Source organism: Pseudomonas sp. URIL14HWK12:I12, from assembly GCF_003097135.1.
GTDB lineage: Bacteria > Pseudomonadota > Gammaproteobacteria > Pseudomonadales > Pseudomonadaceae > Aquipseudomonas.
Genome location: NZ_QEQL01000002.1, coordinates 41857 through 67549, shown reverse-complemented (window position 1 = coordinate 67549; position 25693 = coordinate 41857). Strand labels below are relative to the sequence as shown.

Below are 25693 nucleotides of genomic sequence, written 5' to 3'. Positions count from 1 at the left end.
GACAGAAAAACCCAAACGTGCGGCGCCGACCCACTTGCTTCAGCCACCGCGCCCCAACACTTTTACCGGCTGGTCAGAGCGATCTTGATACCCAGCGCCACCAACACTGCACCCATGGTGCGGTCGAACCAGTGGCCCATGCGCGCGAAGCCAGCCCGGACACGCGCCTGGCTGAACAACTGCGCGACCAGGCAGAACCACAGCGCAGTCGCCAAGGCCAGGTACACCCCATAGCCAGCCTGCACTACCACAGGCGTATGCGGGTTGATCACCACGGTGAACAGCGACAGAAAAAACAACGTAGCCTTGGGATTGAGGCCGTTGGTCATGAACCCAGCAACATAGGCCTGGCGCGCAGAGCGCGGCTCAGCCGGCGCGGTTTGCATCGCGCCTTGCGCCGCCGGTTTGGCGCGCAGCGCCTTGATGCCGATGTAGAGCAAGTACGCAGCCGCCAGCCATTTGAGCACGTTGAACAGCATGATCGACTGCGACACGATCAGGCCGATGCCCAGCATCGAATAGCCCACGTGCAGGAAGATCGCCGAGCCCACTCCCAGCGCCGTCCAGCGCCCGGCGGTGCGGCCATGGGCCACGCTTTCGCGCACCACAACAGCGAAATCGGGGCCAGGGCTGGCCACGGCCAGCAGATGAATCAACGCGACGGTAAGAAACTCGGACCAATACATGGCGTGCCTGCCTTTAAATTTTGTAACAGCTGGATTATTCAAGCGGGTAAGTTAACCCAGATCGCGCCTGGCGCGGATGAGTTTTCAACCTTTGCCACGAGGGCTTTGCATGCACGCCGTATTTCTCGACTACAGCTCACTGGACCTGGGCGACCTGGACATGGCCCCCTTGCGCCACGCCTTCGATGAGCTGACGTTGTACGAGCGCAGCGAGCCAGACCAGGCCATCGAGCGCCTGGCCGGGGCGCAAGTAGCGATCACCAACAAGGTGCCGATCACCGCACAGGTGCTGGCTGCCAACCCGCAGCTGAAGCTGGTGCTGGTGGGCGCTACCGGCACCAACAATGTGGACCTGGCCGCGGCGCGCGCCCAGGGCGTGATCGTGTGCAACTGCCAGGGCTACGGCACCCCTGCGGTCGCTCAGCACACGTTGATGTTGCTGTTGGCGCTGGCCACCAGCCTACCGCAGTACCAGCGGGCGGTCGCTGAGGGCAAGTGGCAGCAGGCCCGGCAATTCTGCCTGCTGGACTTCCCGATCGTTGAACTGGAAGGCAAGACACTCGGCGTATTGGGGCACGGTGAGCTGGGCAGCGCCGTGGCGCGCCTGGCCGAGGCTTTCGGCATGGCCGTGCTGGTCGGCCAGTTGCCTGGCCGCCCGGCTCGCGAAGGTCGCCTGCCGCTGGATGAACTGCTGCCCCGCGTCGACGCCGTTACCCTGCACTGCCCGCTGACCGAGCACACCCGGGATCTGATCGGCGCACGCGAGCTGGCCCTGCTCAAGCCGGGCAGTTTTGTGATCAACGCCGGGCGCGGCGGCCTGGTGAACGAACAAGCCTTGGCCGATGCCTTGCGCAGTGGTCATCTGGGCGGTGCTGCCACCGATGTGCTGACCACTGAGCCGCCGATCCAGGGCAACCCGTTGCTGGCAGCTGACTTGCCGCGCCTGATCGTGACGCCGCACAGCGCCTGGGGCAGCCGTGAAGCTCGCCAGCGAATCGTCGGCCAGCTCGCCGAGAACGCTCGTGGCTTCGCCGCCGGGACGCCGCTGCGAGTGGTGAGCTGACCTCTGCTACACTGCGCCGCTTTTGCCCCAGGAGACGACTCATGGACCCGCGCAGTGAAGTGCTGCTCCGCCAGGCCGACCTGTTCACTGGCCGCGTGCTGCTCGCCGGCCTGCCCGCCGACGGGCTGCTCAGCCACTTGCCGCAGGCTCAGGGGTGGTGCTGGAACGCTGCCGACCGGGCGAGCCTGACGGCGCGTTTCGGCGAGCGCATCGGCTTCGGCACCGAAGTGCCGACAGGCGAGATCGAGGGCGCGGTGCTGTTCGTCCCGAAGGCCAAGGAGTTTTCAGCCTGGCTGCTGGCATGCCTGGCAGCGAACCTCAACGGCAAACCCCTGTACCTGGTAGGCGAAAAGCGCGGGGGCATCGAAGGTGCAGCGCGGCAACTGGAGGCCTTCGGCAAGCCGCGCAAGCTCGACAGCGCACGGCATTGCCAGCTGTGGCAGGTACAAGTGGAGAACGCAGCGCCCGCCCCATCGCTGGAAAGCCAGGCCAACGCCTTTAGCGTTGAGGCGCCAGGCGGGGCATTGAACGTGGTGAGCCTGCCGGGCGTATTCAGCCATGGCCGCCTGGACCGCGGCACCGCGCTGCTGCTCAAGCACCTTGACGGCCTGCCCGAAGGCCCGCTGCTCGACTTCGGCTGCGGCGCCGGCATCGTCGGCGCTGCGCTCAAGCGCCGTTACCCCCAAGCCATCGTTACGCTGCTGGACGTCGACGCTTTTGCCATCGCCGCCAGTGCCCTCACCCTGAAGGCCAATGGCCTGGAGGCGCAGCTGATATGCACTGACGGCATCGAGGGTGCGCCTGTGGACCAGGCTGCGATCATCAGCAATCCACCGTTTCACACCGGCGTGCACACCCACTACGCAGCCTCGGAGAACCTTCTGGGAAAAAGTAGCGTTCACCTTCGAAAAGGGGGCGAAATCCGCTTGGTCGCCAACAGTTTCCTGCGCTACCCACCCTTGCTGGAGGCGGCGCTGGGGCATTGTGAAACCCTCGACGAGGGTGACGGCTTCAAGATCTATCGAGCAAAAAAAGGCTGAAACGCAGCGCTTGCGTTTGTCAGCACGGCTAGGCAGAATCCGCTCCGTCCTAGGGGAGTAGTCTCCCGCAAGCAACCTGCTTGCATTGGCGCGCGTCAACATACTTGGCCCACAGGCCATGGCGCGAGCGACCAGAGAGGCCCACACAGAGGGGCCCGGCGGTTTGACAAGACCTATGACACGCACACCTTACCCGGGGCGGGGAGGCTGTACGTGTCATAGCCGTGTTCGACCCGCCCCCTGTAGGAAGCCTGATGCTTGAATCCCTCCTTGTACCCACTGGTATCGTGGCGCTGGCCGAAATCGGCGACAAGACCCAACTCCTTGCGCTGATCCTGGCCGCTCGCTTTCGCAAGCCGGTCCCGATCATCTTCGGCATTCTCGCCGCTACCCTGGCCAATCACGCCGCTGCAGGCGCCGTGGGTGCCTGGATCAGCAGCTACCTCACCGAGAGCGTTCTGCACTGGATCTTGGCTGCAAGCTTCACGGCCACAGCCCTTTGGACGCTGGTGCCCGACAAAATGGACGACGACGAGGCCAACCGCGCCAGCCAGTTCGGCCCGTTCATGGCTACGCTGATCGCCTTCTTCCTCGCCGAAATCGGCGACAAGACTCAGGTAGCCACGGTCATGCTCGCCGCGCAGTACCCGAACCTGCTGATGGTGATCATCGGTACCAGCCTGGGCATGCTGATCGCCAACGTACCTGTGGTGCTGGCCGGCAACTTCGCCGCCGACAAACTGCCCCTGGCGCTGATCCGCCGCCTGGCGGCCATCGCCTTCTTCGTGCTCGCGGTATACGCGGTCTACAAAGCCATGGTCAGCTCAGGCTGGATCTAAGCCTCAAGCCGCAAGCCACGGTTTTTTCTCGTGGCTTGCAGCTCAGCGTTACCTTCACCCTTTGCCGGAAGACTGGTACAGCGGCATCACTTTCGGGATCGCTGCCTGCAGAGCCGCGATGCGGTTGGCGTCGGAGGGGTGGGTGCTGAGAAACTCGGGCTGCCCCGCCCCGCCGGCAGCGTTCATCTTCTTCCACAGGGTGATCGCGGCGTTAGGGTTGTAGCCTGCACGGGCCGACAGCTCAAGGCCCAGCAGGTCGGCTTCGTTCTCATTGGCGCGGCTGTTAGGCAAGGTCATACCGTACTGGGTAACCGCATCGGCCAGCGCGAGGGAATCCTGGCCCAGGCCAAACACCGCAGCCGCGCCCTGCTTGGCCATCTGAAGCCCGTAGGCCTTGGACATGGCCTCCCGGCCATGCTCGCGCAAGGCGTGGGCAATTTCATGGCCCATCACTGCAGCCAGCTCGTCGTCGGTGAGCTTGAGTTGATCGATCAGGCCGCTGTAAACGATGATCTTGCCCCCAGGGCCGCAATTGGCGTTGAGCTCATCGCTCTTGATCAGGTTCACTTCCCATTGCCATTGGGCTGAGTCCGGGCGCAGCTTCGGGGCCTGCGCGATCAACCGATCGGCAACCGCCTTCACCCGCTTGGCTTCTGCGCTGGACTTGTCCAGCTCATTGGCCGCACTGGCCTTGCTCAGCGTCTCCTTGTAGGAGGTGGCGTACATCTGGTTCACCTCATCGGTAGACAGCATGCTGAACATGTATTGCTTGCGATTGACGCCTACCGAGTCGCCCTGGGTGGTGTTGACTGCCTGGCAACCGCCGAGCAGCACTGTACTGGCCAGCGATACGGCGACAGCGACTTTCTTGAGGATCATTGGAATAGCTCACTCCCTTGCATGATGCCGCGTATCCTACCTGATACATCAGGCCTGGAAACCCTCAGGCCGGGGTGAGGCATTCCGGCGCGTTGAGCTGGGGGTCATTGACCAACCGCGCCAGCGGGCGCTCACGCAACTGTGGGCAAGGCCTTGCCAGCAGCCCCTGCAGCACTGGCAGCTGCGTGTCGGCGGCCAGCCATTGCGCCTGCTCGGCCTGCTCGAGAATCAATGGGCGGCGCTGGTTCATCGCAGCCTGGGTGACCACCGCCACGCTGAGCCAGGTCTCATCGCCCACTGGGAAAGCTTCCCACAAGGCAGCGAAGTGCAGGTTGGAGCCTTCGCCAGGGGTGAGCCAATAGGGCTGCTTGCGCACGCTGCCGCGCCATTCATAGAAGCCGTTGGCTGGCATCAGGCAGCGGCGCTGCCGAAAGGGCTCGCGGAACATCGGCTGATCGGCCAGGGTTTCAGCGCGCGCCTGCGCAGGCGTGCGCGAGAGGTCAGTGAGCCAGGGCGGGGTCAGCCCCCAGCGCGCCAGCGCAAGCTCATCGCCCCCCTGCCCCAGGCGCTGAATCAATACCCGCTGGCCAGGGGAGATGTTCCATTGCGCCTGCTGGCCCGGCGGAAAACCCGGCAGCGCGGCGAAGGCTGGCGACCAGCGAAACAAGGCGTATCGACCACACATCCGAAAACAAGGCTCCGTTCAACATTCAAGCACACCGAAATAGCTGTCCGGTTCCTCGCCTGGCAAAGGCTGGGCGCCATTGTACGCAGCAATGAGCTGCCGTGCGTCGGCCGCCTGCGCATCGTCGACCACCAACCCCAGCAAACCCATGGCCGGCAAATCGCCAATGCCCCCGATCAGGTCGCGCCCGGCCAGGTGCGCAGCGATACCCTCACTTTGCAGCATCACCAGCAGCAGCTCGGCCTCCAGCAGGCTTTCGGGCTCATAGATGCGCTTCATCTATTCGTTCTCGCTGAAGGTTTGCAGCGACCACTGCTCGCCGTCGGTGTTGAGCACGAAGGTGATCGGCCGGCAGCAGACCGGGCAGTCCTCGATGTACTGCTGATCGCCGCCGGAAAGGTCCAGCACGGCCTCTGCTGGCTCCCCGCAATAGGGGCAATCGTAGGGTTGGGTTTCGAGCATCGGGCCTCCGGCCTTGTTTATGGGTATAATCGCCGGTCTGTTCCAATACACCAGCCGTTTCCAACAAGAGAGCAAGATGGGCGAATTCGATGCCATCCGACCTTACGACGACTCCGAGGTCAAAGCCGTACTGAAGAGGCTCCTCAAGGACCAGGCGTTTCTCGATACCATCATTCACTTCCGTTTCCCGCGTTTTGCCAACGCCATGGGCTGGTTGCTCAAGCCGATGGTCGCGCGCAAGCTCGGCCGCGAGTTCGCAGGCATCGAGAGCGTTGCAGCGCTGCAGGACAAGGTCGAAATGTATGTCGACCACACCATCGAGCGCGCCACAGACGGTGTGACCTACACCGGCGTGGAACAATTCAAGTCTGGCACGGCCTATCTGTTTCTGGCCAACCACCGCGACATCGTGATGGACCCGGCATTCGTCAACTATGCCGTGTATCACGCGGGCCTGCCGACGCCGCGCATCGCGATCGGCGACAACCTGTTGCAGCGGCCGTTCGTCAGCGACCTGATGCGCCTGAACAAGAGCTTCATCGTGCACCGCTCCATCACCGGGCGGCGCGAGAAGCTCGCCGCCTGGCAGTTGCTCTCGGCCTACATCAGCCATTCGATCCGCACCGACTGCCAGTCGATCTGGATCGCCCAGGCCGAAGGCCGCGCCAAGGACGGTGATGACCGTACCGACCCGGCCATTCTGAAAATGTTCCACATGAGCCGCCGCGAGGAGCCTTTCGCCGAGGTGATTCATTCGCTGAACCTCACGCCCGTGTCGATCAGCTATGAATACGACCCCTGCGACGCGGCGAAGGCGCGCGAGCTGTACATCCGCGCCACTACGGGCACCTACCAGAAGGCCCCCGGCGAAGATGACCTGAGCATCGCGCTGGGCATCACCGGCTACAAGGGCCGCGTGCACATCAACTTCAGCGCACCAGTAACTGCTTACCATCAGGACACCAAGGAGCTGGCGGTCGAGATCGATCGGAAGATTCTCTCCGGTTATCGGTTGTTCCCGGTGCATTACCTGGCCTGGGAGCAGTGGGCCGGCGCCGAGGCCTCGCTGCAGGTGCCGCTGGCATCTGCGCTGTTCGACTCACAGGAGCTGGAGCAGGCGCGGGAAGAGTGGCAGCGCCGCCTGGAGGGGTGCCCTGCTGAGCACCGGCCGTACCTGGTTCAGCAGTACGCCACTCCGGTACGCAACCAATACCGGGTCAAGGCAGGGCTACCGCTCTGACCGCCTGGCGGCCTTTATTGCCTGTTCACGGTTTCGTCATCAAAACAGGGCAGCCTATGCCGCCCATGTTTGACCGACTCTGAACAGGATGTTTTTGCCATGCTGCATGCCCACAACCAAGACCGCCTCTACCTCATCACTGCCACCGACGAACAGGAGGCGCTGGTCGACGGCCAGGCGATCAACGTGCACGACCGCCGCTGGCTGGTCTATTGCGCGCTGGGTGGGCATCACCATCAGGACCTGCCCGAAGCCGACCTGCACACAGGCTTCTGCCTACCCGACTTCCATATCGAAGCCGCGTGATCGCGCGCGGCAAATTCCAGCCAATAAAAAAGCTGCAAACCGCTGACCGGCTTGCAGCTTCAACCTCGCAGTGGCTGGCTCACTGTCGCAGGGTTTGGCCGACGGTGGGGTCTTTGAAGACGCGGGTCAGGGCGTCGCTGAGCACATCGCCTACCAGCCGGGTGTTGGTTTCCTGGTTCGGCGACATGCCGAAGCGCTGGTTCAGCGAAGCGTTGTACCGGCCGCTGTAATTGTGGCCATTGCCGCGGACATCGGCGCGGAAGGTCGCAGAGATATTGGCCTCGGTGACGTAGGTGGTGTCCTTGGGCGACTGGTACTTGAGGTCAGCCAGGGTGAGGGTCAGGGTTGGGGCACCGGTGGCACCGGCATTGGGCGTGAAGCCCATCAGGCGTACGGCGGCTTCGGCCTGGGCCTGCAGCTTGGGCACGATGTCATTGCCCTGCACCGTCACGGCGCTGGTTTCAGGGTAAAGGCCACCGCGGGTACCCAGCACCGGCGATGGGCGACCATCGACGACGCGTACGACCACCGGCTGCCCCTGTGCAACGGGCGCCAACTGCTCGAGCAGCTTGGGTTGCGGGCTCAGCATTTGCGGGCTGCTTGCACAGCCGGCCAAGGCCAGGGCGCCGGCGACGATCGAAGCGGACAACAGGCGTGGCAACATGCACGGATCTCCATGAGGGGCGGTGCCGGCCAGTATACCGGCGCTGCGCGGGTGGCGGTATGGCCATCTCGTTCAGACTGGCAACGGCCGGCGGCGGTTCCTGTCACCACCTTGTCACGCCCTCTGTATAGGTTGTGAACCAAGCCCAACGCAAAGACCGTCGCCATGTTCAAACTGCTTGCATTACTCGGCCTCATCACCCCGCCACGCCACTACGCGCTGCTCGATGCCCATGGGCTGTGCACCGCTTTTTGCAGCAGCGGGCGCGCGCCAGCAGGGCCAGGCTGGGTGCAGACCAGTGAAATCCGACTGCATTGGCTGGGCCGCCCACTGCCTGCCAGCGCACGCGTGACCTACCCTGCGCGCCCCGCCCGCCTGAGGGGCGCGCTGCAAAACTGAGCCGCGCGCGCCTCGCCACTGCCGAGCCTGCCTGCGTCGAATCGTCGCTTTGCCCGCCCGACCTCGTTATACTCACGCCCCGATTACACGGTCGTCTCCTGCCCGCGGCCCGCTTGGCTGCCCACAGAGAGTCGCCCACGCGGATCGGGCGTGCGTCGCCCTCCAGCGCGCCTTTCTTGACCCTTGGTCGAATTGCCCGCCGCCGCTTTAGATGAGTTGATGGCAGCCTCAAGCACCAGCCTTTTTGTCGTTCATTGGCAATGGCCGGGGAAAGCTGGCCGCCCGGCGCGGTCACACCTGAACAGGCTTCTGGTTGTCAAAACAGTTGTGGAAGATTTTGGAGATGCGTGAATGGCGCAGAATGAAGCAGTGGACGTAGTGCTGGTTGGGGCGGGCATCATGAGCGCAACCCTGGCGGTGCTGCTCAAAGAGCTCGACCCGTCGCTGAAGATCGAAGTGGTCGAAGCGATGGACTCCGGCGCCGCAGAGAGCTCCAACCCGTGGAACAACGCCGGCACCGGGCACGCGGGCCTCTGCGAGCTGAACTACACGCCACAGGCCGCCGACGGTTCCGTCGACATCAAGAAGGCTGTGCACATCAACACCCAGTTCGAGGTGTCGAAGCAGTTCTGGGCCTACCTGATCCGCAATGGCGCGTTTGGTGCACCCAAAGGGTTCATCAACCCTGTGCCTCACCTGAGCTACGTTTCCGGCGAAAAGGGCATCGCGTTTCTTAAGAAACGCTTCGAATCGCTCAAGCCACATCACGCCTTCGCCGAAATGGACTACACCGAAGACAAAGCCATCATGCAGCAATGGATGCCGCTGATGATGCCCGGCCGCGACCCCAATGAGCGGCTGGCCGCCACCCGCGTGGCCAAGGGTACCGACGTGAACTTCGGCGCGCTGACCAACAAGCTGCTGGGCTACCTGGGCGGCACCGAGAACGCGACGGTCAAGTATTCCAAGAAGGTCACTGGCCTGCGCCGTGAAGGCACCGGCTGGGTGGTAGACGTCAAGGACGTCAACAGCGGCCACACCCGCCAGGTCGGCGCGCGGTTCGTGTTCCTGGGTGCCGGCGGGGCGGCGCTGCCGCTGCTGCAGGCCTCGGGCATTGAGGAAGGCAAAGGTTTTGGCGGTTTCCCCGTCAGCGGCCAATGGCTGCGCTGCGACAACCCCGAGGTGGTCAAGCAGCACCAGGCCAAGGTCTACAGCCAGGCGGCGGTGGGTTCTCCGCCGATGTCGGTGCCACACCTGGACACCCGCGTGGTAGACGGCAAAACCTCGCTGCTGTTTGGTCCTTATGCAGGCTTCACCACGCGTTTTCTCAAGCATGGTTCGTTGATGGACCTGCCGTTGTCGGTACGCCTGGGCAATATCGGCCCGATGCTGGCCGTGGCACGCGACAACATGGACCTGACCCGCTACCTGGTCAAGGAAGTGCGCCAGTCGATGGAGCAGCGCCTGGAGTCGTTGCGCAAGTTCTACCCCGAGGCCAAGGCCGAGGACTGGCGCCTGGAAGTGGCCGGCCAACGTGTTCAGATCATCAAGAAAGACGCGAAGAAAGGCGGTGTGCTGCAATTCGGTACCGAACTGGTGGCGGCGGCAGACGGCAGCCTGGCCGCATTGCTGGGTGCCTCCCCTGGCGCCTCGGTGACCGTGTCGATCATGCTGGAACTGATAGAACGGTGCTTCCCGGAGCAATACGCAACGGCCTGGGGCGCGAAACTGGCGCAGATTTTCCCGGCGCGGGAGAAAGCCCTGGCCGCCGATGCCGAGCTGTACCGCAAGGTCAACCAGCAAAGCAACGAAGCCCTGGAGCTGGAAACACCGGCTCGCGTGGCAGGCGAGCAATACGCCTGATCGTCCTGGGCGGTGCTGCGCCTCGCAGCCCGCCCTATTGCAGGCCGACGTTCGCAGGCGGCCCGCAGCAAGGGCGGCTCGCTGCGCGGCAGACGTCATCAGGCCTGGCGGGCAGCCTCGATGATGGCAATGTACTCAGGCGCATTGCGCTGATCCTGAATATGCGCCACGAAATCCTTGCCATTGGCATCCTGGGCGCCGACGTCTAGCCCCTGTTCCTTGAAAAACTTCACAAAGCGCTCGAAGTCGTCGACGCGCAGGCCACGGTAAGCTTTGATCAACTTGTGAAGGGCTGCGGGGGTATCGTCCGCTGGCTCGAATTGCAGGAAGGTCTTGATGTAATCGTCGCTGATCTCGTCGCCGATGATCTGCTTCTTGTCTTTGCGCATTGCTACTCCAGGCCCGAACGGTTTTACGAGGCCGGCAGTGTAGCGCCCTGCCCCGCTCTCACTCAACGCGCGCGGCCGCCAGCAGTGTGCAGGTCGGCCCAGATGTGGCCGTTCGAGTAGGTGAGAAACTGCACGTAGACAGTGTCGTTGCGCAGCATGTCCATCAGGATGCGGTACTGGTTAAGCGGGTAATTCAGGCTGAGCGTCTTGCTGGCCTCATCGAAGTTGGGCTTCTTGAGGCTTTTGCTTTCGCTGTCGAAAGTGACCAGCACCTGGTAAAGCGCCCCGCCCTTGTTCAGTGGCTTGCCTTTCAGGCGCAGCGACAACGGTGCCGTTACAGGAATTGGCTGCTCGTTGGAGGGCCTTTCGTTACCCGCCACCACGCTGAACTCAGTCACTTGCAGCAACTGCTGTTGGCTGGGCTCGCCTTGGCGCAGGTTGTTGTCGTCTGGCGGAAGGTATTGAGCATGCAGCGGGGCGGCGGCCAGTGGTGCAGCACACAGGAAGGATAAAACGGCAACGAGCGGCAGGCGCATGAGGAGCTCCGAGGCGGGCGGCGCTGAACTTTAGCACACCCCACCCGCCGCTCAGCTGGCCGGTTACAGGCCTTTTACCGCAAAGATGCCAGGGGCGTTGCGCCAGTAGCCCTTGTAGTCCATGCCATAGCCGAAGATGAAGCGGTCGATGCATGACAGCCCGACGAAGTCTGCCTTCAGGTCCGGGCTGGCTTTGCGATCATGCGCCTTGTCGACCAGCACAGCGGTGCGCACCGAGCGGGCCCCGGCGTGGCGGCAGAAATCCATAATTGCGCTGAGCGTATGCCCTTCGTCGAGGATGTCGTCGATGATCAGCACATCACGGTCGATGAACGAAATTTCCGGCTTGGCTTTCCAGAACAGATCGCCACCACGGGTTTCATTTCTGTAGCGCGTGGCGTGCAGATAGGAGGCTTCCAGGGGGAAGCGCAGATGGGTAAGCAGCTTGCCAGCGAAGATCAGCCCGCCGTTGAGCACGCAGAACACTACAGGGTTGCTGTCGGCCATTTCGGCGGTGATGTGCTCGCCCACTTGGGCGATGGCCGCTTCGACTTCGGCTTCGGAATAAAGGCAATCGGCTTCATCCATGACCTGGCGGATATGGCTGAGATCGGCAGGCATAGGGGCTCTCCTGAAGGTGGCGAAATAAAAGCGGGCAAAGGTACGCATCGGGCGCCAACGAAGCAAGTGATTGTGGACTAACGTGCATCAATGGCTCCACGCCTTGCGCTGAATAGATTAATCTAGCGCGTTTTTTCCGCGCCCTTTGGAGAGTTGCACATGCCCGTTCGCGAAATCCGCCACCCGCTGATCCGTCACAAGATCGGCCTGATGCGTCGCGCCGACATCAGTACCAAAAATTTCCGCGAACTCGCCCAGGAAGTGGGTGCGCTGCTTACCTATGAAGCCACCCAGGACCTGCCGCTGGAAACCTATGAGATCGACGGTTGGTGCGGCCCGGTGCAGGTCGAGAAGATTGCCGGCAAGAAGATCACCGTGGTGCCGATCCTGCGCGCGGGGATCGGCATGCTCGATGGTGTGCTCAGCCTGATTCCTGGTGCGAAGGTCAGCGCCGTAGGCGTGGCGCGCAACGAAGAAACACTCGAAGCGCACACCTACCTGGAAAAACTGGTCACCGGCATCGGTGAACGCCTCGCGCTGATCATTGACCCCATGCTGGCAACCGGTGGCTCGATGGTTGCCACCATCGACCTGCTGAAGAAAGCCGGCTGCCGAGATATCCGTGCCATGGTGCTGGTTGCAGCGCCGGAAGGCATTGCTGCGGTGGAAAGCGCCCACCCGGACGTGCGCATCTACACTGCCTCCATCGACCACGGCCTGAACGAGCAGGGGTACATCATGCCGGGGTTGGGCGATGCCGGAGACAAGATTTTTGGCACCAAGCAAAAGGACGCGTGATGATGCAGAGCGAGTTCGAAGACCCGCTGTGGCGCACCGTGCTCTCTGGCGCGCAGATGCTGTTCGTGGCGTTCGGTGCGCTGGTGCTCATGCCGCTGATCACAGGGCTCGACCCTAACGTGGCGCTGTTCACGGCGGGCTTGGGCACGCTGCTTTTTCAACTGGTCACAGGCCGCCAGGTGCCGGTGTTCCTGGCCTCCAGCTTTGCTTTCATCACCCCGATCATTCTCGCCAAGGGGCAATTCGGGTTGGCCGAAACCATGGGCGGGGTGATGGCGGCAGGGTTCGTGTACACCTTCCTGGGGCTTGCAGTGAAGATCAAGGGCACCGGCTTCATCGACCGCTTGCTGCCGCCAGTGGTGATCGGCCCAGTGGTGATCTCGATCGGCCTGGCCATGGCCCCGATCGCCGCGAACATGGCCATGGGCAAGGCCGGCGACGGCACGGAGCTGATCCCCTATCGCACCGCGATTCTGATCTCGATGTCGGCCTTGCTGACCACCCTAGTGGTCGCGGTGTTCGGCCGAGGCATGCTGCGCCTGGTGCCGATCATCGCCGGCGTGCTGGTGGGCTTCGGCATGGCGCAGCTGCTTGGGGTCACCGACTTCAGCAAGGTTGCCAGTGCCCCTTGGCTGGCGCTCCCGCACTTCACAGCACCGGCCTTCAACCTGCAGGCGATCCTGTTTATCGTCCCGGTGGCACTGGCACCCGCCATCGAGCATATCGGCGGCGTAATCGCCGTGGGCAGCGTCACCGGGCGCGATTACCTGCGCAAACCAGGCCTGCACCGCACATTGCTGGGTGACGGCCTGGCGACCACCGCCGCTGGTTTGTTTGGCGGGCCGCCCAACACCACCTACGCCGAGGTGACCGGCGCGGTCATGCTGACTCGCAATTACAACCCGAAGATCATGACCTGGGCGGCGGCGTTCGCAATTTCGCTGGCGTTCATTGGCAAGTTCGGTGCGCTGTTGCAGAGCATCCCCGTACCGGTAATGGGTGGCATCCTGTGCCTGTTGTTCGGCTCGATCGCTGCAGTGGGCCTGAACACCCTGATCCGCCACCAGGTCGATCTTGGCCAGCCGCGCAACTTGGTGATCGTCTCGATAACGCTGGTGTTCGGCATCGGGGGCGTGCTGATTGGCACTGGCACGCAGGCCAGCGACTTTGGCCTCAAAGGCATAGCGCTGTGCGCGCTGGTGGCCATTGCGCTGAACCTGCTGCTGCCCAAGGCACAGGCCTGAGCCCGCGCCGGGCGCGCCTCAGGCCGAGGCGCGCTGGGCGAGCTGCGCCAAGGCTTGAGCCCAGCCAGGATGATCGTTCAGGCACGGCACCAGTACCAACTCCTCGCCTCCCGCTTCACGGAATTGCTCCTGCCCGCGAATGCCGATCTCTTCAAGGGTCTCGATGCAGTCGGCCACGAATGCAGGGCACATCACCAGCAGCCGCTTGACGCCACGGGCGGCCAATTCGTCCAGCCGTGAGTCGGTATATGGCTCGATCCACTTGTTCTTGCCCAGCCGAGACTGAAACGCCACTGACCATTTTCCGTCAGGCAACCCGAGCACATCGGCCACCGACTTTGCCGTCGCCAGGCATTGGCCGCGATAGCAGACCGCTCGCTCCTGTGCGGTCGCGCCGGCGCAGCAATCGGCCGCTCGCAGGTCGTGCTTGCTGCCTTTGGGCAGCAGCTTGCGAATGTGGCTTTCTGGCAGCCCATGAAAGCTCAGCAGCAGGTGGTCGTATTCGTGCTCCAACCACGGCCGGGCGCTGTCGGCCAGGGCTTGGATGTACAGCGGCTCGTCGTAGAACGGCTTGAGCGTGGTGAAGGTGATTGGCAACTTCTGCTCGGCAACCACCTGCTGAGCCATTTGCACCACTGTGGTGACGGTGCTGTCGGCGAACTGGGGATAAAGTGGCGCCAATGTGACCTTGCGTACGCCCTGCGCGGCCAGCTTCTGCAGCACCGCGGGCAACGACGGCTCGCCATAACGCATGGCGATCTCCACCGGGCCATGGGGCCACAGGCCGTGCATCTGTTGTTGCAGCCGGCGGGTGAGCACCACCAGCGGCGAACCTTCATCCCACCAGATGGAAGCATAGGCATGGGCCGACTGAGCCGGGCGCCTGATCAGGATCAGCGAAACCAGCAGCCGGCGCAGTGGCCAGGGCAGGTCGATGACGTAGGGGTCCATCAGAAACTGGTTCAGGTAGCGAGCCACGTCGTCCACGTCGGTGGAGGCCGGCGAGCCCAGGTTGACCAGCAGCAGCGCGTGATCGGTCATTCACAATCCTGTTTCAGTCAAGGTTCAGCGCCGAGTGAAAACATCATCGAGCGCGGTTTGCAGTTCGGTGAAGCGAAAGCTGAAGCCTGCATCTTGAAGCCGAGACGGCAGCGCATGCTGGCCTCCGGTGAGCAGGCCGGCCATCTCGCCCAGCAACAAGCGCAGCACCGAACCGGGCATCGGCAACACCGCCGGCCTGTGCAGGGCCTTGCCCAGGCGCTTGACGAATTCACGGTTGCGCACCGGGTGCGGGGCGCACGCATTATAGGGGCCCTCGGCATTCTCGCGGTTCAATAAAAAATCTATCAGGGCGACCTGGTCGTCAATATGAATCCAAGGCATCCATTGCCGACCGCTGCCCAGCGGGCCGCCCAGCCCAAGGCGAAACGGCAGTGCCATGCGCTGGAGCATACCGCCCTCGGAGGCCAACACCAGCCCGGTACGCACTAGCACAACCCGTATGCCCAGATCCCGGGCGCGCTCTGCGGTTTCCTCCCAAGCGATGCACAATTGGCTGGCAAAATCCTCACTCACCGGCGCGCAAGTTTCATCCAGGGTGCGTTGCCCGCCATCACCATACCAACCCACCGCAGAGCCGGAGATCAGAACAGTCGGACGTTGCTGGCGGCTGCCAAGCCAGGCTAGCAATTCTTCTGTCAGGCCAATACGGCTGGCCCACAGCAGCTTGCGCCGGGCAGCTGTCCAGGGCCGGTCGGCGATAGGTGCGCCTGCCAGATTGACCACCGCGTCAATCGGCTCCTCCTTGAGCTCATCCAGCTGGCCGATGCCGCGCACACCGGCACCACAGCGCGCTGGCACGCCCGCCGGCTCGCGGCTCAGGACGGTCAGCCGATGCCCCTGCTCGATCCAGAAGCGGCAAAGCCGCCGGCCGATCATCCCTGTACCACCGGTCAGCAAAATGTGCATGGCAGCTACCTCGTAGTGGCCGGCCCAAGGGCCGTTATGATGTATTGCATCTGAGCCAGGGCACTAATGGCCCTGTGCGTTCTCAGATAAAACATAGGACACCTCAGCACGTATAGGTTTTAAGGAAGCTTGAACTTATACCTGTTTTTCTGAATGTACGGGCCCGCGTCACAGGCGTAGGCTGTACGTCGAGACGTATAGAGGTCACCCATGACGACTGTACCCATCGCAATCATCGGCACTGGCATCGCTGGGCTTTCAGCGGCCCAGGCCCTGTCAGACGCCGGCCACACCGTGCACCTGTTCGACAAGGGCAAAGGCCCTGGCGGGCGGATGTCCAGCAAACGGAGCGAAGCGGGCTCACTGGACCTGGGCGCTCAGTACTTCACTGCGCGGGACCGCCGCTTCGTCGCCCAACTTCGGCAGTGGCAGGAGCAAGGCTGTGTGGCCGAGTGGGCTCCTACGCTTTACACCGCCAGCAGTGAAGGCCTTACCTTGTCACCCGATGAACAGGCCCGCTGGGTCGGCACCCCACGCATGGGCGCGTTGTGCCGGGCACTGGTGGCCGACCTGAAGGCAACTTACGGCTGCCGGGTTGTGGAGGTGTTCCGAGGCGAGGATTACTGGCATCTGCTCGACGCCGAAAACAATAGTCATGGCCCGTTCAGCCATGTCATCTGTGCAGTGCCTGCGCCTCAGGCTACCGCATTGCTCTCGGCGGCCCCCAAGCTCGCTGCCGTTGTGGCCGGTGTGAAGATGGACCCCACGTGGGCAGTTGCCCTGGCGTTCGACACAGCACTGCAAACCCAGATGCAAGGCTGCTTTGTACAGGGCAGCCCCTTGGACTGGGTAGCCTGCGATCGCAGCAAGCCGGGGCGCAGCAGCTCACTGGACACTTGGGTACTGCATGCCAGTGCGCAGTGGAGCCGCCAGCACATCGACCTGGCCAAGGAGGCGGTGATCGAACGCCTGCGCGGAGCTTTCGCGGAGCTGGTCAATTGCCCCGTACCTGACCCCCAGTTCAGCCTGGCACATCGCTGGCTCTATGCTCGCCCTTCGAGCGCGCATGAATGGGGCGCGCTGGCCGACTCAGATCAGGGCCTGTACGTCTGCGGGGATTGGTGTCTGTCAGGCCGCGTGGAAGGCGCCTGGCTCAGCGGCCAGGATGCGGCGCGCAAGCTGCTTGAAAGCCTTGAGCGCTGAACTGGCGCTCCGCTGATCGGCACTTACCGCGAATGAGATGAACTAAACCTGCACAAGTTGTACAAATGTCATAAGATTGTACAACTCCAGGTGCAGAGGTTCCCATGCTCGCTAACGTGCCCGTCCGTAAACCGAAAATTGCCATCAGCGCCTGCCTGATGGGCGATGAAGTTCGTTACAACGGTGGGCACAAGCAATCCCGCTACTGTCGCAACCTGCTGAGTGACCACTTTAACTTCGTCAATGTTTGCCCGGAGATGGCCATTGGGTTGGGTGTTCCGCGCCAGCCTATTCGCTTGGTGGGCGACCCGTCCGCGCCGCGAGCCCGAGGGACCGTCGAGAAAAGTCTTGATGTTACCCAAGCACTCGCTGATTACGGCCAGGAGATGGCTCAGGCACTGGGTGATATAAGTGGCTATATCTTCATGCAGAAGTCCCCTTCGTGCGGCGTCGAGCGCGTAAAGGTCTACCGCGAGGATGGCGTTCCGCAGATTGAAAGTGGAAGCGGTGTGTATGCCAAGGCGTTCTGCCAAGCCAGGCCTGACCTGCCCGTCGAGGAGGAAGGCCGGCTATGTGACCCAGTGCTGCGAGAAAATTTCGTCACCCGGGTCTATGCGTATGCGGACTGGCAGGCCCTCAAGGCAGAGGGCCTGAGCCGTCGTGCGCTTACCGAGTTTCACGCCCGTTACAAATACCAACTAATGGCCTGCAACCCAGAGCAGTATAAAGCGCTGGGCGGACTGCTCGGCAAAAGCAACGAGCGGCCCCTGAACGAATTGGCAGCCGAGTATTTTCACGGGCTAATGCAGGGGTTGCGCCGCTGTGCGACCCGCGGCAGCCATGCCAACGTGCTGATGCATATCAGTGGGTACTTGCGCCGCCACCTGGACCCTCAAGACAAGGCAGAGATCCGTGACTTGATTCTTCAATACCGCGATGGCACCGTTCCGCTGGTGGTGCCAATGACCCTGCTCAAGCATTTGTTCCGCCTGCACCCTGACCCTTATATCGCCAGGCAAGTCTACTTGCAGCCGCATCCTGAAAAACTCAGTTTAAGAAACGCTATCTGACCATGAGCCCCGCACCCGCGCCCGATAATGACTACAACCAGGCACTGGCCGAAGGCTGGCTGCCCATACGTGAAGTATCCCGTAGAACCGGGGTCAACCCAGTCACGCTCCGCGCCTGGGAGCGACGTTATGGCTTGGTTGTCCCCCATCGAACGCCCAAAGGCCATCGGCTGTATTCGGCCGAGCATCTGGCGAGGATCGAGTCGGTTCTGACGTGGTTGAATCGCGGTGTTCCGGTCAGCCAGGTCAAGGTGTTACTGGAGTCACCGGCCCAGCGGTTGCGGCAGCGTTCCGAGAACGAATGGCAGCCGCTGTGCCAACAGTTGCTTGAGGCCGTTGCAGAACTGGCAGAGCGCAAGCTAGACGACAAGCTCAATCAAGCGATGGCACTTTACCCACCCAGCACCCTGTGCCAGCAGTTGCTCATGCCTCTGCTTCGCGAGCTAGACCTGCGCTGGCAAGGGCAGCCTGGCGCTGCGGCACAACGCGCGTTTTTTCTCAGCTGGCTGCGCAGCAAACTAGGCGCGCGTATTTATCACAACAATCGGCAGTTGAGCGGCAAGCCTGTGCTGCTGATCAATCAATCCGATTTACCAATGGAGCCCGCGCTGTGGATAACCGCCTGGCTGATCAGTAGCGCTGACTGCCCAGTGGAGGTATTCGACGTGTCGCTCCCTCCTGGGGAGCTGGCGTCGGCCGCCGCGTTGCTGGGCGCACGCACCACAGTGCTTTACTCCAGCCGCCCTCTGCATCTAGAGCGCCTTGCTACTCAGGTGATGGATGCTGGGCTTGTGTTGTTGGCCGGGCCTTGCGTGGAGATCCATCGCAGCGAGTTGGCCATGCACCCGACACTTTCGAGCTTGCCATTGGCCAGTACCCCACTGGACGCCTGCCAGCAATTACAGATGGCTAACGTACTTTGAGGGGTCAGCCATGAAAGCGACTGCACAGCGGCAACTTGCCTGGTTGCGCACAGACCTGCGCACCCATGACAATACTGCCTTGGCTCAGGCATGTTCAGCCGGGCCTACCGTAGCCCTGTTTGTCCTGAGCCCCCAGCAATGGTTGAGCCACGACGACTCCGCCAACAAAGTGGATTTCTGGCTGCGCAATGTGCGCGAGCTTTCAAAGCAGTTGGCAGACCTCAACATTCCGTTGTTGATCGAACACGCAGACACCTGGGACACAGTGCCGGCGCTGATCCAGCGCGTCTGCCATGCCCACGATATCCAGGGCGTACACTGCAATCGCGAATACGGCGTCAATGAAGGCCGCCGGGATGCCGCTACAGCCGAAGCCTTGAAGGGCGACGGCGTTCAATGGCACAGCTGGCTTGATGGCACGCTCTTCGAACCGGGCGCGATCCTGACGCATTCAGGGGGGTACTTCAAAGTATTCAGCCAGTTTCGAAAGCAGTGCCTCTCGCGGCTTGAGCATAATTTACCCAGCGTGCACCGCCGCCCAGCCAAGCAGGCGCCCCTGCACATAGCAAGCAGTCAAGTTCCAACCACGCTCAAGGGCTTCACCTCGCCTTCAGAGGCATTACGTGCGCACTGGCCAGCTGGGGAAACCGAAGCCCGCAAACGCCTGGATCACTTCATCGATGCCGACATAGACGAGTACGACACCCAGCGCGACTTACCCGCACGGCCCGGTACCAGCACACTCTCGCCCTACCTGAATGCCGGGGTCATTTCGATACGCCAGTGTTTGCACGCCGCGTTGCGGCACAACCAGGGCGAGCTGTATTCAGGCAGCAGTGGTGTGACCACATGGGTGGGCGAACTGATCTGGCGAGAGTTCTACCGGCATATTCTCGAGGGGTTCCCGCGCGTTTCAATGCACAAGGCATTCCGGCCAGAAACCGAAGCGCTGCCATGGCGCCATTCGCCCGACGACCTCGCTGCCTGGCAAGAGGGGCGTACCGGCATACCTTTGGTAGATGCCGCGATGAAGCAATTGGTCGAAACCGGCTGGATGCACAACCGCCTGCGCATGGTCACAGCCATGTTCCTGACCAAGAACCTGTTGATCAATTGGCGTGAGGGTGAGCGTTTCTTCATGCGCCACCTGATTGATGGCGACTTGGCAGCCAACAATGGTGGTTGGCAATGGAGCGCATCGACCGGCACCGATTCGGTGCCCTACTTCAGGCTTTTCAACCCGCTGAGCCAATCACAGCGTTTTGATCCTCAAGGCGTGTTTCTCAAGCAGTGGTTGCCGCAGCTAGAACCGCTCTGCGCCAAAAGCGTCCATGAGCCTGCACGAGCCAACGGAGGGTTGTTCGCGCAGGTGGACTATCCCAAGCCAATTGTCGATCTCAAAAGCAGTCGCGAGCGGGCGCTGAGTGCCTTTCGCAATCTGTGATCAGAGCGGCAACTTGTAATTGAGTGAGTAGGCCTCGATACCATCGTTAGGCTCCTTCAGCCCGCCGTTGGAATAATGGATCGCGCGAACGCTGAGCTCATGACCACCCGGCAGTTGCACCCCCAGGCCCAGGCGGTCTTCGAAATTGAAGGACGAGCCCAGTTTGTTGTCTTCGATCTGAGTTTGGGAAAACAACGATACGCCGATGCCCGCTTCAACGAAGGGCTTGATCGAGGCATTGCCAAATTCGTAGCGGAAAACAGGTGCGAAAGACACACTGTGCGCGCTGGAGTGCTTGTCACCGTCCCAATAGGTGTAGCCGGCATCCCAGTAACCCGTGAGGCGGCCTGCGCCGCTTTGCAACCAGCTCTTGTCCCAGTCGATCTGGTAACCCAGGCGATACACTTGGGTTGATTCACCCGTTTCACCGGCCGAAAAGGTGACGCCATCAGCGTATGCGCCCACGCTGCAACCTAGCAACAGCGCCGCCGTGGCGGCCAACCCCATCAAGCGTTTCATCGACGTACTTCCTGTGTGGTGTTCTTTTTTGCACGCACAAGGCCCAAGGCCCGAACGCAATTATAGAAGCTCGCCCTGCATCATTAGTTCACCCATGCCCGACGACCTTTTCACATCTTTTTTACACTGGCAATAGACCAACGCTGCTCTCAGTGCAACCCAACCCAGGAAGCACGGCCGCAAGCCTCTGAGGATCGGCGCTGGTCCAATAGCGCACGCTACCTTCCAGGCTATCGTTCAACAGCCCATGCCGGCTCAACAGGCGTTGCGCCTGCCGGGCCACGGCCGCGCCGGTGTCGATCAGTACAACCTCCGGTGGCAGTAGCGTGGCGAGCAGCGGCCTGAGAAAAGGATAATGCGTGCACCCCAGGATCAAGGTGTCGCACCCCGCTTCCAGCAAAGGCGCCAGGTAACCCAGGAGAAGGCCGCACAAAGCCGGGCTGTGCAGGTCGCCGGTTTCTATCAACTCGACCAGCCCGGGGCAGGGTTGGGTAAAAACCTTCACATCGCTGGCGAATTGGTCAAGTAAGGCCGCAAACCGCGCGCTCTGCAAGGTACCGGTCGTCGCCAGCACCCCTACCCTGCCATTGCGCGTCGCCTTGGCCGCTGGCTTGACTGCCGGCTCCATGGCTACCACAGGCCACCCTGGGTAGCGGGTGCGTACATCTGCGCAGGCCGCAACAGTTGCGGTATTGCAAGCAATCACCAGTGCCTTGGCGCCCTGTGCCCGCAGAAACTCGGCCACCCGAGCCATGCGCTGGCGGATGTAGTCGGGGCTTTTTTCGCCGTAGGGGCAGTGCCCGCCATCGGCCACATACAGCCAGTTTTCCCCAGGCAACAGCGCACGCAGCTCGTGGAGCACCGACAAGCCGCCGACGCCTGAGTCGAACACCCCTATCGGTGCGTCCACTTCAGGCATTAGTGCCTCCGCACACCGGGCAATCTGGGTCGCGCTTGACCCGCAGCTCGCGGAAACGCGTGCCGAGGCCATCGATCAACAACAGCCGGCCTACCAGCGGCTCGCCGAAACCGGCCAATAGCTTGAGCGCCTCCAACGCCTGCAAGCTGCCCACCAGCCCTACCAGCGGCCCGGCGACGCCCGCCTGGCTGCAGGTCAGGTCTTCTTCACTGCCGTGGCCATACAGGCAGTGGTAACACGGGCTGCTCGCCTGTCGCGGGTCGAACACCGACAACTGGCCTTCCAGGCGGATCGCCGCACCGCTGACCAGCGGCACGCGAGCTGAAACGCACGCCGCATTGACGGCCTCGCGAGTCGCAAAATTGTCGCTGCAGTCCAAGACCAAGTCGACACGGCCGATCACTTCGGCCAGGCGGGTTTCATCCAGCGCCTGGCGATGGGGCACCAGCTCGATACCTGGGTTCAACGCGCCCAGCCGGGCCAGCGCCGAATCGACCTTGGGCAGGCCGACCTCGGCACTACCATGCAACACCTGGCGCTGCAGGTTGGTGACGTCCACCGTGTCGAAATCAGCCAGATGCAACTGGCCCACACCTGCTGCTGCCAGGTACAAAGCCACCGGCGAGCCCAGCCCACCGAGGCCGACGATCAGCACGCGCGACTGTTTCAGGCGCAGTTGCCCGGCAACGTCGATCTGCGGCAACAGCACCTGCCGGCTATAGCGAAGGAGTTCTTCGTCGCTCAGCATGCCAGCCGGCCCAGGCTGATGCGCTCGTGACCGCCCAGGTCTCGGCGGCTTTCGACCTGCTCGAAGCCATGCTCGGCCAGCAGCTCGCGCACACGCGGGGCCTGATCGTAGCCATGCTCGAGCAACAGCCAGCCGCGTTCGGCCAGATGCCCGGAAGCATGGGCGATGATGTGACGAATATCGTCAAGCCCATCGGCGCCTGAAACCAGCGCGCTGGCAGGCTCGAAACGCACATCGCCGGCCACCAGGTGAGGGTCTTTCTCGGCGATGTACGGCGGGTTGCTGACGATCAACTCGAAGCGCTCACCGGCAAGGTTCGAGAACCAATGGCTACTTAGCACTCGTACGTTCGCCAGGCCCAGGCGCTGGCGGTTGCGCTCGGCGAGTGCAACCGCTTGCTCGACGCGGTCAACGGCGGTGACCTGCCAACCGGCACGTTCGCGCGCCATGGCCAACGCGATGGCCCCAGTGCCGGTGCCCAGGTCCAGTGCGCGTACGCTGGCGGCCGGCAAGCATTCCAACGCGGTTTCTACCAGCAGCTCGGTGTCAGGCCGGGGTATCAGGGTGTGCGGCGCAACTTCCAGGTCCAGCGACCAAAAGCCCTGCTGGCCGAGAATATAAGCCACCGGCTCGCCCTGGTTGCGGCGCGCCAGGTACCCGGCGAACGCCTGGGCCTGGTCGTTGGCGACGATGCGCTCAGGCCAGGTGCGCAGGTAACTGCGGGACTTGCCCAGGGCCGCGGCGAGCAGCAGCTCGGCATCCAGGCGGGCAGTAGGCGATTGTGGGATCTGCGCTTCGCGCAGCAGGCTGGCAATGATGGTCATTCAATCACCCAGGGCGGCCAGTTGATCGGCCTGGTATTCGGCCAGCAGGGGTTCGATCACGGCCTCGACGCCACCGGCGAGCACTTCGTCCAGCGCATAGAGAGTCAGGTTCACGCGATGGTCGGTGACCCGGCCCTGCGGGAAATTGTAGGTTCGGATTCGCTCGGAGCGGTCGCCCGAACCCACCAACAGCTTGCGCTCGCTGGCAATCGCGGTCTGCTGGGCGCTGGTCTGCATGTCGTCGAGCCGTGCCTGCAGCCAAGACATCGCACGCGCCCGGTTCTTGTGCTGCGAACGCTCTTCCTGGCACTCCACCACGATGCCGGTGGGCAAGTGGGTGATGCGGATGGCCGAGTCGGTCTTGTTCACGTGCTGGCCGCCCGCCCCAGAGGCGCGGTAGGTGTCCACACGCAGGTCGGCCGGGTTGATCTGGATGGCGGCCTGCTCGTCGGGCTCAGGCAACACGGCCACGGTGCAGGCGGAGGTGTGGATACGGCCCTGGGATTCGGTTTCAGGCACACGCTGCACCCGATGCGCGCCAGACTCGAACTTGAGCTTGGCGTACACGTTGTCGCCCTCGACCCGGGCGATCACCTCTTTATAGCCGCCATGCTCGCCTTCGTTTTCCGACATCACTTCCACGCGCCAGCCCTGGCGTTCGGCATAGCGCGAGTACATGCGGAACAGGTCGCCGGAGAAGATCGCCGCTTCGTCGCCGCCGGTGCCAGCTCGAATCTCGAGGAACACGTTGCGGCTGTCGTTGGGGTCCTTGGGTAAAAGCATGCGCTGCAAGGCACCTTCAAGTGCAGCGATGGCCTCCTTGGCTTCGGCCACTTCCAGCACGGCCATTTCGCGCAGGTCCGGGTCGCTGTCCTTGAGCAGCGCCTGGGCGCCCTCGAGGTCGGCCTGGGCCTTGCGCCAGCCGGCAAAGGCCTGCACCACCGGCTCGACCTCCGCATACTCGCGGGAATAGGCGCGGAACCTGGCCTGATCGGAGATGATCTCGGCGTCACCCAGGAGCGCGGTGAGTTCCTCATAGCGGTCCTGGAGGGTGTCCAGCTTGTTGAGCAGCGACGCTTTCATTGCGGGGGGTTATCCGGTGAGCCCTCGTTGAGGGCGAACAATTCCTGGGCCGTGGCCAGCGCTTCGACGCGGCCCTCGGCGGAAAACTTCTTCAGTTGCACGCTCGGCGCGTGCAGCAGCTTGTTGGTAAGGCCACGCGCCAGCAGTGCCAGTGCCTGTTCGGCGCTGGCACCATTGGCCAGAGCACGCTGGGCCTTTTGCAACTCGTCGTCGCGCAGCCGCTCGGCCTGTTGCCGATAGGCGCGCAGCACATCGACCGCCGCCAGCCCACGCAGCCGGCCCATGAATTCGCCAACGCCGGCTGCCACCATATCCTCGGCCGCCTGCGCAGCGCCCTGCCGGCTCTTGAGGTTCTCGGCAACCACTTCGTGCAGGTCATCGACCGAATACAGGTAGACGTCTTCCAGCTCGCCCACTTCAGGCTCGATGTCGCGCGGCACCGCGATGTCGACCATGAAGATCGGCTTGTGCTTGCGCAGCTTCAGGGCGCTTTCCACCGCGCCCTTGCCCAGGATCGGCAGTTGGCTGGCGGTGGAGCTGATCACGATGTCACTGCCGGCCAACTCCTGCGGGATATCCGACAGCAGCACCGCACGGGCACCGAACTCTTCGGCCAGCAGGCTCGCCCGCTCCAGCGTGCGGTTGGCAACCACGATACGCTTGACCCCTTGCTCATGCAGGTGGCGGGCGACCAGCGTGATGGTTTCGCCGGCACCGATCAGCAGCGCCTGGCTGCGTTGCAGGTCGCTGAAGATCTGCCGTGCCAGGCTCACCGCCGCGAACGCTACAGACACCGGGTTTTCGCCGATCGCAGTATCGGTGCGTACCTGCTTGGCGGCATTGAACGTGGCCTGGAACAGCCGCCCCAGCAGCGGGCCCACGGTGCCTGCTTCACGCGCCACGGCGTAGGCGGACTTCATCTGGCCAAGAATCTGCGGCTCGCCCAGCACCAGCGAATCGAGCCCGGAGGCCACCCGCATCATGTGGCGCACCGCGTCGTCATCCTGGTGAACGTAGGCACTGGCTTTCAGTTCCTCAACGCTCAATTGGTGATAATCAGCCAGCCAGCGCAATACCGCCTCCGCCGCGGGGCTTTCCTGTTCCAGGTAAAGCTCGCTGCGGTTGCAGGTAGAAAGGATCGCGGCTTCACGGCTCTCGGTGTGCCGGCAAAGCTGCTGCAAGGCATCGACCAATTGCTCGGGTGTGAACGCAACGCGCTCACGCACGTCCACCGACGCAGTCTTGTGGTTGATACCCAGGGCGAGGAAGGCCATTCAA

At 62.8% G+C, this 25693-nt stretch carries 30 protein-coding genes and 1 riboswitch; of the genes, 13 read left to right on the top strand and 17 right to left on the bottom strand.

Going from position 1 to position 25693, the window contains the following annotated elements:
* Positions 1-62: 62 nt before the first annotated feature.
* Positions 63-686: a LysE family transporter gene (locus F474_RS07265; protein ID WP_097088615.1), complete on the bottom strand. Its 624-nt coding sequence runs from the start codon at positions 684-686 to the stop codon at positions 63-65.
* A 109-nt stretch (positions 687-795) separates the two neighbouring features.
* On the opposite strand from F474_RS07265, the gene F474_RS07260 reads away from it, so the two are divergent.
* The 3 genes from F474_RS07260 to F474_RS07250 all read left to right on the top strand — a co-directional run bounded on the left by F474_RS07260 (position 796) and on the right by F474_RS07250 (position 3628).
* Positions 796-1749 (top strand): 2-hydroxyacid dehydrogenase, encoded by a 954-nt coding sequence (locus tag F474_RS07260; protein WP_097088613.1) that lies wholly within the window; start codon positions 796-798, stop codon positions 1747-1749.
* 41 nt (positions 1750-1790) lie between these two features.
* The gene (locus tag F474_RS07255; protein WP_097088611.1) at positions 1791-2789 is read left to right on the top strand and encodes a class I SAM-dependent methyltransferase; all 999 of its coding nucleotides are present in this window, start codon (positions 1791-1793) and stop codon (positions 2787-2789) included.
* Between the two features lie 40 nt (positions 2790-2829).
* A riboswitch (yybP-ykoY riboswitch) is annotated at positions 2830-2953 on the top strand.
* Between the two features lie 90 nt (positions 2954-3043).
* Positions 3044-3628, top strand: a complete 585-nt coding sequence (locus F474_RS07250) for a TMEM165/GDT1 family protein (RefSeq protein WP_097088608.1) — start codon at positions 3044-3046, stop codon at positions 3626-3628.
* A gap of 54 nt (positions 3629-3682) precedes the next feature.
* Here F474_RS07250 and F474_RS07245 read toward each other — a convergent pair whose 3' ends face one another.
* The 4 genes from F474_RS07245 to F474_RS07230 all read right to left on the bottom strand — a co-directional run bounded on the left by F474_RS07245 (position 3683) and on the right by F474_RS07230 (position 5654).
* Positions 3683-4507, bottom strand: a complete 825-nt coding sequence (locus F474_RS07245) for a M48 family metallopeptidase (RefSeq protein ID WP_097088606.1) — start codon at positions 4505-4507, stop codon at positions 3683-3685.
* A gap of 64 nt (positions 4508-4571) precedes the next feature.
* Positions 4572-5192, bottom strand: a complete 621-nt coding sequence (locus F474_RS07240) for an SOS response-associated peptidase (protein WP_097088604.1) — start codon at positions 5190-5192, stop codon at positions 4572-4574.
* A gap of 18 nt (positions 5193-5210) precedes the next feature.
* On the bottom strand, positions 5211-5471 hold the full coding sequence (locus tag F474_RS07235) for a putative signal transducing protein (protein ID WP_097088602.1): 261 nt from the start codon (positions 5469-5471) through the stop codon (positions 5211-5213).
* Positions 5472-5654 carry a CPXCG motif-containing cysteine-rich protein gene (locus F474_RS07230; RefSeq protein ID WP_097088599.1) on the bottom strand — a complete coding sequence of 61 codons (183 nt, stop codon included), beginning with the start codon at positions 5652-5654 and terminating at the stop codon, positions 5472-5474.
* A 76-nt stretch (positions 5655-5730) separates the two neighbouring features.
* On the opposite strand from F474_RS07230, the gene F474_RS07225 reads away from it, so the two are divergent.
* Positions 5731-6894, top strand: a complete 1164-nt coding sequence (locus tag F474_RS07225; RefSeq protein WP_097088597.1) for a 1-acyl-sn-glycerol-3-phosphate acyltransferase — start codon at positions 5731-5733, stop codon at positions 6892-6894.
* A gap of 99 nt (positions 6895-6993) precedes the next feature.
* Complete coding sequence (locus tag F474_RS07220) at positions 6994-7200, top strand: hypothetical protein (RefSeq protein ID WP_097088595.1); 207 nt, start codon at positions 6994-6996, stop codon at positions 7198-7200.
* A gap of 79 nt (positions 7201-7279) precedes the next feature.
* Here F474_RS07220 and F474_RS07215 read toward each other — a convergent pair whose 3' ends face one another.
* Entirely contained in the window at positions 7280-7864 is a 585-nt protein-coding gene (locus F474_RS07215; protein WP_097088593.1) for a YajG family lipoprotein, read from the bottom strand.
* Positions 7865-8029: 165 nt separating this feature from the next.
* On the opposite strand from F474_RS07215, the gene F474_RS07210 reads away from it, so the two are divergent.
* Together F474_RS07210 and mqo are read left to right on the top strand one after the other, a co-directional pair.
* Entirely contained in the window at positions 8030-8263 is a 234-nt protein-coding gene (locus F474_RS07210) for a hypothetical protein (RefSeq protein WP_097088591.1), read from the top strand.
* A gap of 351 nt (positions 8264-8614) precedes the next feature.
* A complete protein-coding gene (gene mqo / locus F474_RS07205) occupies positions 8615-10126 on the top strand; it encodes a malate dehydrogenase (quinone) (protein WP_097088589.1) in 1512 nt (503 codons plus the stop codon).
* Between the two features lie 98 nt (positions 10127-10224).
* Here the strand turns inward: mqo and F474_RS07200 are convergent, their stop codons facing one another.
* The 3 genes from F474_RS07200 to F474_RS07190 form a co-directional block, all read right to left on the bottom strand.
* Positions 10225-10515, bottom strand: a complete 291-nt coding sequence (locus F474_RS07200; protein WP_097088587.1) for a PA4642 family protein — start codon at positions 10513-10515, stop codon at positions 10225-10227.
* A gap of 62 nt (positions 10516-10577) precedes the next feature.
* The gene (locus tag F474_RS07195) at positions 10578-11051 is read right to left on the bottom strand and encodes a hypothetical protein (RefSeq protein ID WP_097088585.1); all 474 of its coding nucleotides are present in this window, start codon (positions 11049-11051) and stop codon (positions 10578-10580) included.
* A gap of 63 nt (positions 11052-11114) precedes the next feature.
* A complete protein-coding gene (locus F474_RS07190; protein WP_097088583.1) occupies positions 11115-11672 on the bottom strand; it encodes a hypoxanthine-guanine phosphoribosyltransferase in 558 nt (185 codons plus the stop codon).
* Positions 11673-11831: 159 nt separating this feature from the next.
* Here F474_RS07190 and upp point away from each other — a divergent pair, with 159 nt between their 5' ends.
* Positions 11832-12470 carry a uracil phosphoribosyltransferase gene (gene upp, locus F474_RS07185; RefSeq protein ID WP_097088581.1) on the top strand — a complete coding sequence of 213 codons (639 nt, stop codon included), beginning with the start codon at positions 11832-11834 and terminating at the stop codon, positions 12468-12470.
* Between the two features lie 2 nt (positions 12471-12472).
* Positions 12473-13714 (top strand): uracil-xanthine permease family protein, encoded by a 1242-nt coding sequence (locus F474_RS07180; protein ID WP_097089027.1) that lies wholly within the window; start codon positions 12473-12475, stop codon positions 13712-13714.
* An 18-nt stretch (positions 13715-13732) separates the two neighbouring features.
* Here F474_RS07180 and hemH read toward each other — a convergent pair whose 3' ends face one another.
* Together hemH and F474_RS07170 are read right to left on the bottom strand one after the other, a co-directional pair.
* Positions 13733-14755 carry a ferrochelatase gene (gene hemH, locus F474_RS07175; protein WP_097088579.1) on the bottom strand — a complete coding sequence of 341 codons (1023 nt, stop codon included), beginning with the start codon at positions 14753-14755 and terminating at the stop codon, positions 13733-13735.
* Between the two features lie 24 nt (positions 14756-14779).
* Positions 14780-15682 (bottom strand): TIGR01777 family oxidoreductase, encoded by a 903-nt coding sequence (locus F474_RS07170; protein WP_097088577.1) that lies wholly within the window; start codon positions 15680-15682, stop codon positions 14780-14782.
* A gap of 210 nt (positions 15683-15892) precedes the next feature.
* Between F474_RS07170 and F474_RS07165 the strand changes: the two genes are divergently transcribed.
* The 4 genes from F474_RS07165 (at position 15893) to phrB (ending at position 20322) form a co-directional block, all read left to right on the top strand.
* A complete protein-coding gene (locus tag F474_RS07165) occupies positions 15893-16885 on the top strand; it encodes an NAD(P)/FAD-dependent oxidoreductase (RefSeq protein ID WP_097088575.1) in 993 nt (330 codons plus the stop codon).
* 104 nt (positions 16886-16989) lie between these two features.
* Positions 16990-17955 (top strand): 2-thiouracil desulfurase family protein, encoded by a 966-nt coding sequence (locus tag F474_RS07160; RefSeq protein ID WP_097088573.1) that lies wholly within the window; start codon positions 16990-16992, stop codon positions 17953-17955.
* Positions 17956-17957: 2 nt separating this feature from the next.
* A complete protein-coding gene (locus F474_RS07155; protein ID WP_097088571.1) occupies positions 17958-18878 on the top strand; it encodes a MerR family transcriptional regulator in 921 nt (306 codons plus the stop codon).
* Between the two features lie 10 nt (positions 18879-18888).
* Positions 18889-20322: a deoxyribodipyrimidine photo-lyase gene (gene phrB / locus F474_RS07150; protein ID WP_097088569.1), complete on the top strand. Its 1434-nt coding sequence runs from the start codon at positions 18889-18891 to the stop codon at positions 20320-20322.
* Here the strand turns inward: phrB and F474_RS07145 are convergent, their stop codons facing one another.
* The 6 genes from F474_RS07145 to hemA form a co-directional block, all read right to left on the bottom strand.
* The gene (locus F474_RS07145) at positions 20323-20841 is read right to left on the bottom strand and encodes an acyloxyacyl hydrolase (RefSeq protein WP_097088566.1); all 519 of its coding nucleotides are present in this window, start codon (positions 20839-20841) and stop codon (positions 20323-20325) included. It abuts the gene before it with no gap.
* Between the two features lie 121 nt (positions 20842-20962).
* Complete coding sequence (murI, locus tag F474_RS07140; protein ID WP_097088564.1) at positions 20963-21760, bottom strand: glutamate racemase; 798 nt, start codon at positions 21758-21760, stop codon at positions 20963-20965.
* Complete coding sequence (locus tag F474_RS07135) at positions 21753-22508, bottom strand: molybdopterin-synthase adenylyltransferase MoeB (RefSeq protein WP_097088563.1); 756 nt, start codon at positions 22506-22508, stop codon at positions 21753-21755. The genes murI and F474_RS07135 overlap by 8 nt, the downstream gene beginning before the upstream one ends.
* Entirely contained in the window at positions 22502-23332 is an 831-nt protein-coding gene (gene prmC, locus F474_RS07130) for a peptide chain release factor N(5)-glutamine methyltransferase (protein WP_097088561.1), read from the bottom strand. The genes F474_RS07135 and prmC overlap by 7 nt, the downstream gene beginning before the upstream one ends.
* On the bottom strand, positions 23333-24415 hold the full coding sequence (gene prfA, locus F474_RS07125) for a peptide chain release factor 1 (protein WP_097088559.1): 1083 nt from the start codon (positions 24413-24415) through the stop codon (positions 23333-23335).
* Complete coding sequence (hemA, locus tag F474_RS07120) at positions 24412-25689, bottom strand: glutamyl-tRNA reductase (RefSeq protein WP_097088557.1); 1278 nt, start codon at positions 25687-25689, stop codon at positions 24412-24414. Before hemA ends, prfA begins: the two co-directional genes overlap by 4 nt.
* Positions 25690-25693 lie beyond the last annotated feature (4 nt).

Bases quoted from the DNA above. Each gene is read 5' to 3' on its own strand.
- F474_RS07265 (WP_097088615.1), bottom strand. From the start codon at position 686: ATGTATTGGTCCGAGTTTCTTACCGTCGCGTTGATTCATCTGCTGGCC.
- F474_RS07260 (WP_097088613.1), top strand. From the start codon at position 796: ATGCACGCCGTATTTCTCGACTACAGCTCACTGGACCTGGGCGACCTG.
- F474_RS07255 (WP_097088611.1), top strand. From the start codon at position 1,791: ATGGACCCGCGCAGTGAAGTGCTGCTCCGCCAGGCCGACCTGTTCACT.
- F474_RS07250 (WP_097088608.1), top strand. From the start codon at position 3,044: ATGCTTGAATCCCTCCTTGTACCCACTGGTATCGTGGCGCTGGCCGAA.
- F474_RS07245 (WP_097088606.1), bottom strand. From the start codon at position 4,507: ATGATCCTCAAGAAAGTCGCTGTCGCCGTATCGCTGGCCAGTACAGTG.
- F474_RS07240 (WP_097088604.1), bottom strand. From the start codon at position 5,192: ATGTGTGGTCGATACGCCTTGTTTCGCTGGTCGCCAGCCTTCGCCGCG.
- F474_RS07235 (WP_097088602.1), bottom strand. From the start codon at position 5,471: ATGAAGCGCATCTATGAGCCCGAAAGCCTGCTGGAGGCCGAGCTGCTG.
- F474_RS07230 (WP_097088599.1), bottom strand. From the start codon at position 5,654: ATGCTCGAAACCCAACCCTACGATTGCCCCTATTGCGGGGAGCCAGCA.
- F474_RS07225 (WP_097088597.1), top strand. From the start codon at position 5,731: ATGGGCGAATTCGATGCCATCCGACCTTACGACGACTCCGAGGTCAAA.
- F474_RS07220 (WP_097088595.1), top strand. From the start codon at position 6,994: ATGCTGCATGCCCACAACCAAGACCGCCTCTACCTCATCACTGCCACC.
- F474_RS07215 (WP_097088593.1), bottom strand. From the start codon at position 7,864: ATGTTGCCACGCCTGTTGTCCGCTTCGATCGTCGCCGGCGCCCTGGCC.
- F474_RS07210 (WP_097088591.1), top strand. From the start codon at position 8,030: ATGTTCAAACTGCTTGCATTACTCGGCCTCATCACCCCGCCACGCCAC.
- mqo (WP_097088589.1), top strand. From the start codon at position 8,615: ATGGCGCAGAATGAAGCAGTGGACGTAGTGCTGGTTGGGGCGGGCATC.
- F474_RS07200 (WP_097088587.1), bottom strand. From the start codon at position 10,515: ATGCGCAAAGACAAGAAGCAGATCATCGGCGACGAGATCAGCGACGAT.
- F474_RS07195 (WP_097088585.1), bottom strand. From the start codon at position 11,051: ATGCGCCTGCCGCTCGTTGCCGTTTTATCCTTCCTGTGTGCTGCACCA.
- F474_RS07190 (WP_097088583.1), bottom strand. From the start codon at position 11,672: ATGCCTGCCGATCTCAGCCATATCCGCCAGGTCATGGATGAAGCCGAT.
- upp (WP_097088581.1), top strand. From the start codon at position 11,832: ATGCCCGTTCGCGAAATCCGCCACCCGCTGATCCGTCACAAGATCGGC.
- F474_RS07180 (WP_097089027.1), top strand. From the start codon at position 12,473: ATGCAGAGCGAGTTCGAAGACCCGCTGTGGCGCACCGTGCTCTCTGGC.
- hemH (WP_097088579.1), bottom strand. From the start codon at position 14,755: ATGACCGATCACGCGCTGCTGCTGGTCAACCTGGGCTCGCCGGCCTCC.
- F474_RS07170 (WP_097088577.1), bottom strand. From the start codon at position 15,682: ATGCACATTTTGCTGACCGGTGGTACAGGGATGATCGGCCGGCGGCTT.
- F474_RS07165 (WP_097088575.1), top strand. From the start codon at position 15,893: ATGACGACTGTACCCATCGCAATCATCGGCACTGGCATCGCTGGGCTT.
- F474_RS07160 (WP_097088573.1), top strand. From the start codon at position 16,990: ATGCTCGCTAACGTGCCCGTCCGTAAACCGAAAATTGCCATCAGCGCC.
- F474_RS07155 (WP_097088571.1), top strand. From the start codon at position 17,958: ATGAGCCCCGCACCCGCGCCCGATAATGACTACAACCAGGCACTGGCC.
- phrB (WP_097088569.1), top strand. From the start codon at position 18,889: ATGAAAGCGACTGCACAGCGGCAACTTGCCTGGTTGCGCACAGACCTG.
- F474_RS07145 (WP_097088566.1), bottom strand. From the start codon at position 20,841: ATGAAACGCTTGATGGGGTTGGCCGCCACGGCGGCGCTGTTGCTAGGT.
- murI (WP_097088564.1), bottom strand. From the start codon at position 21,760: ATGCCTGAAGTGGACGCACCGATAGGGGTGTTCGACTCAGGCGTCGGC.
- F474_RS07135 (WP_097088563.1), bottom strand. From the start codon at position 22,508: ATGCTGAGCGACGAAGAACTCCTTCGCTATAGCCGGCAGGTGCTGTTG.
- prmC (WP_097088561.1), bottom strand. From the start codon at position 23,332: ATGACCATCATTGCCAGCCTGCTGCGCGAAGCGCAGATCCCACAATCG.
- prfA (WP_097088559.1), bottom strand. From the start codon at position 24,415: ATGAAAGCGTCGCTGCTCAACAAGCTGGACACCCTCCAGGACCGCTAT.
- hemA (WP_097088557.1), bottom strand. From the start codon at position 25,689: ATGGCCTTCCTCGCCCTGGGTATCAACCACAAGACTGCGTCGGTGGAC.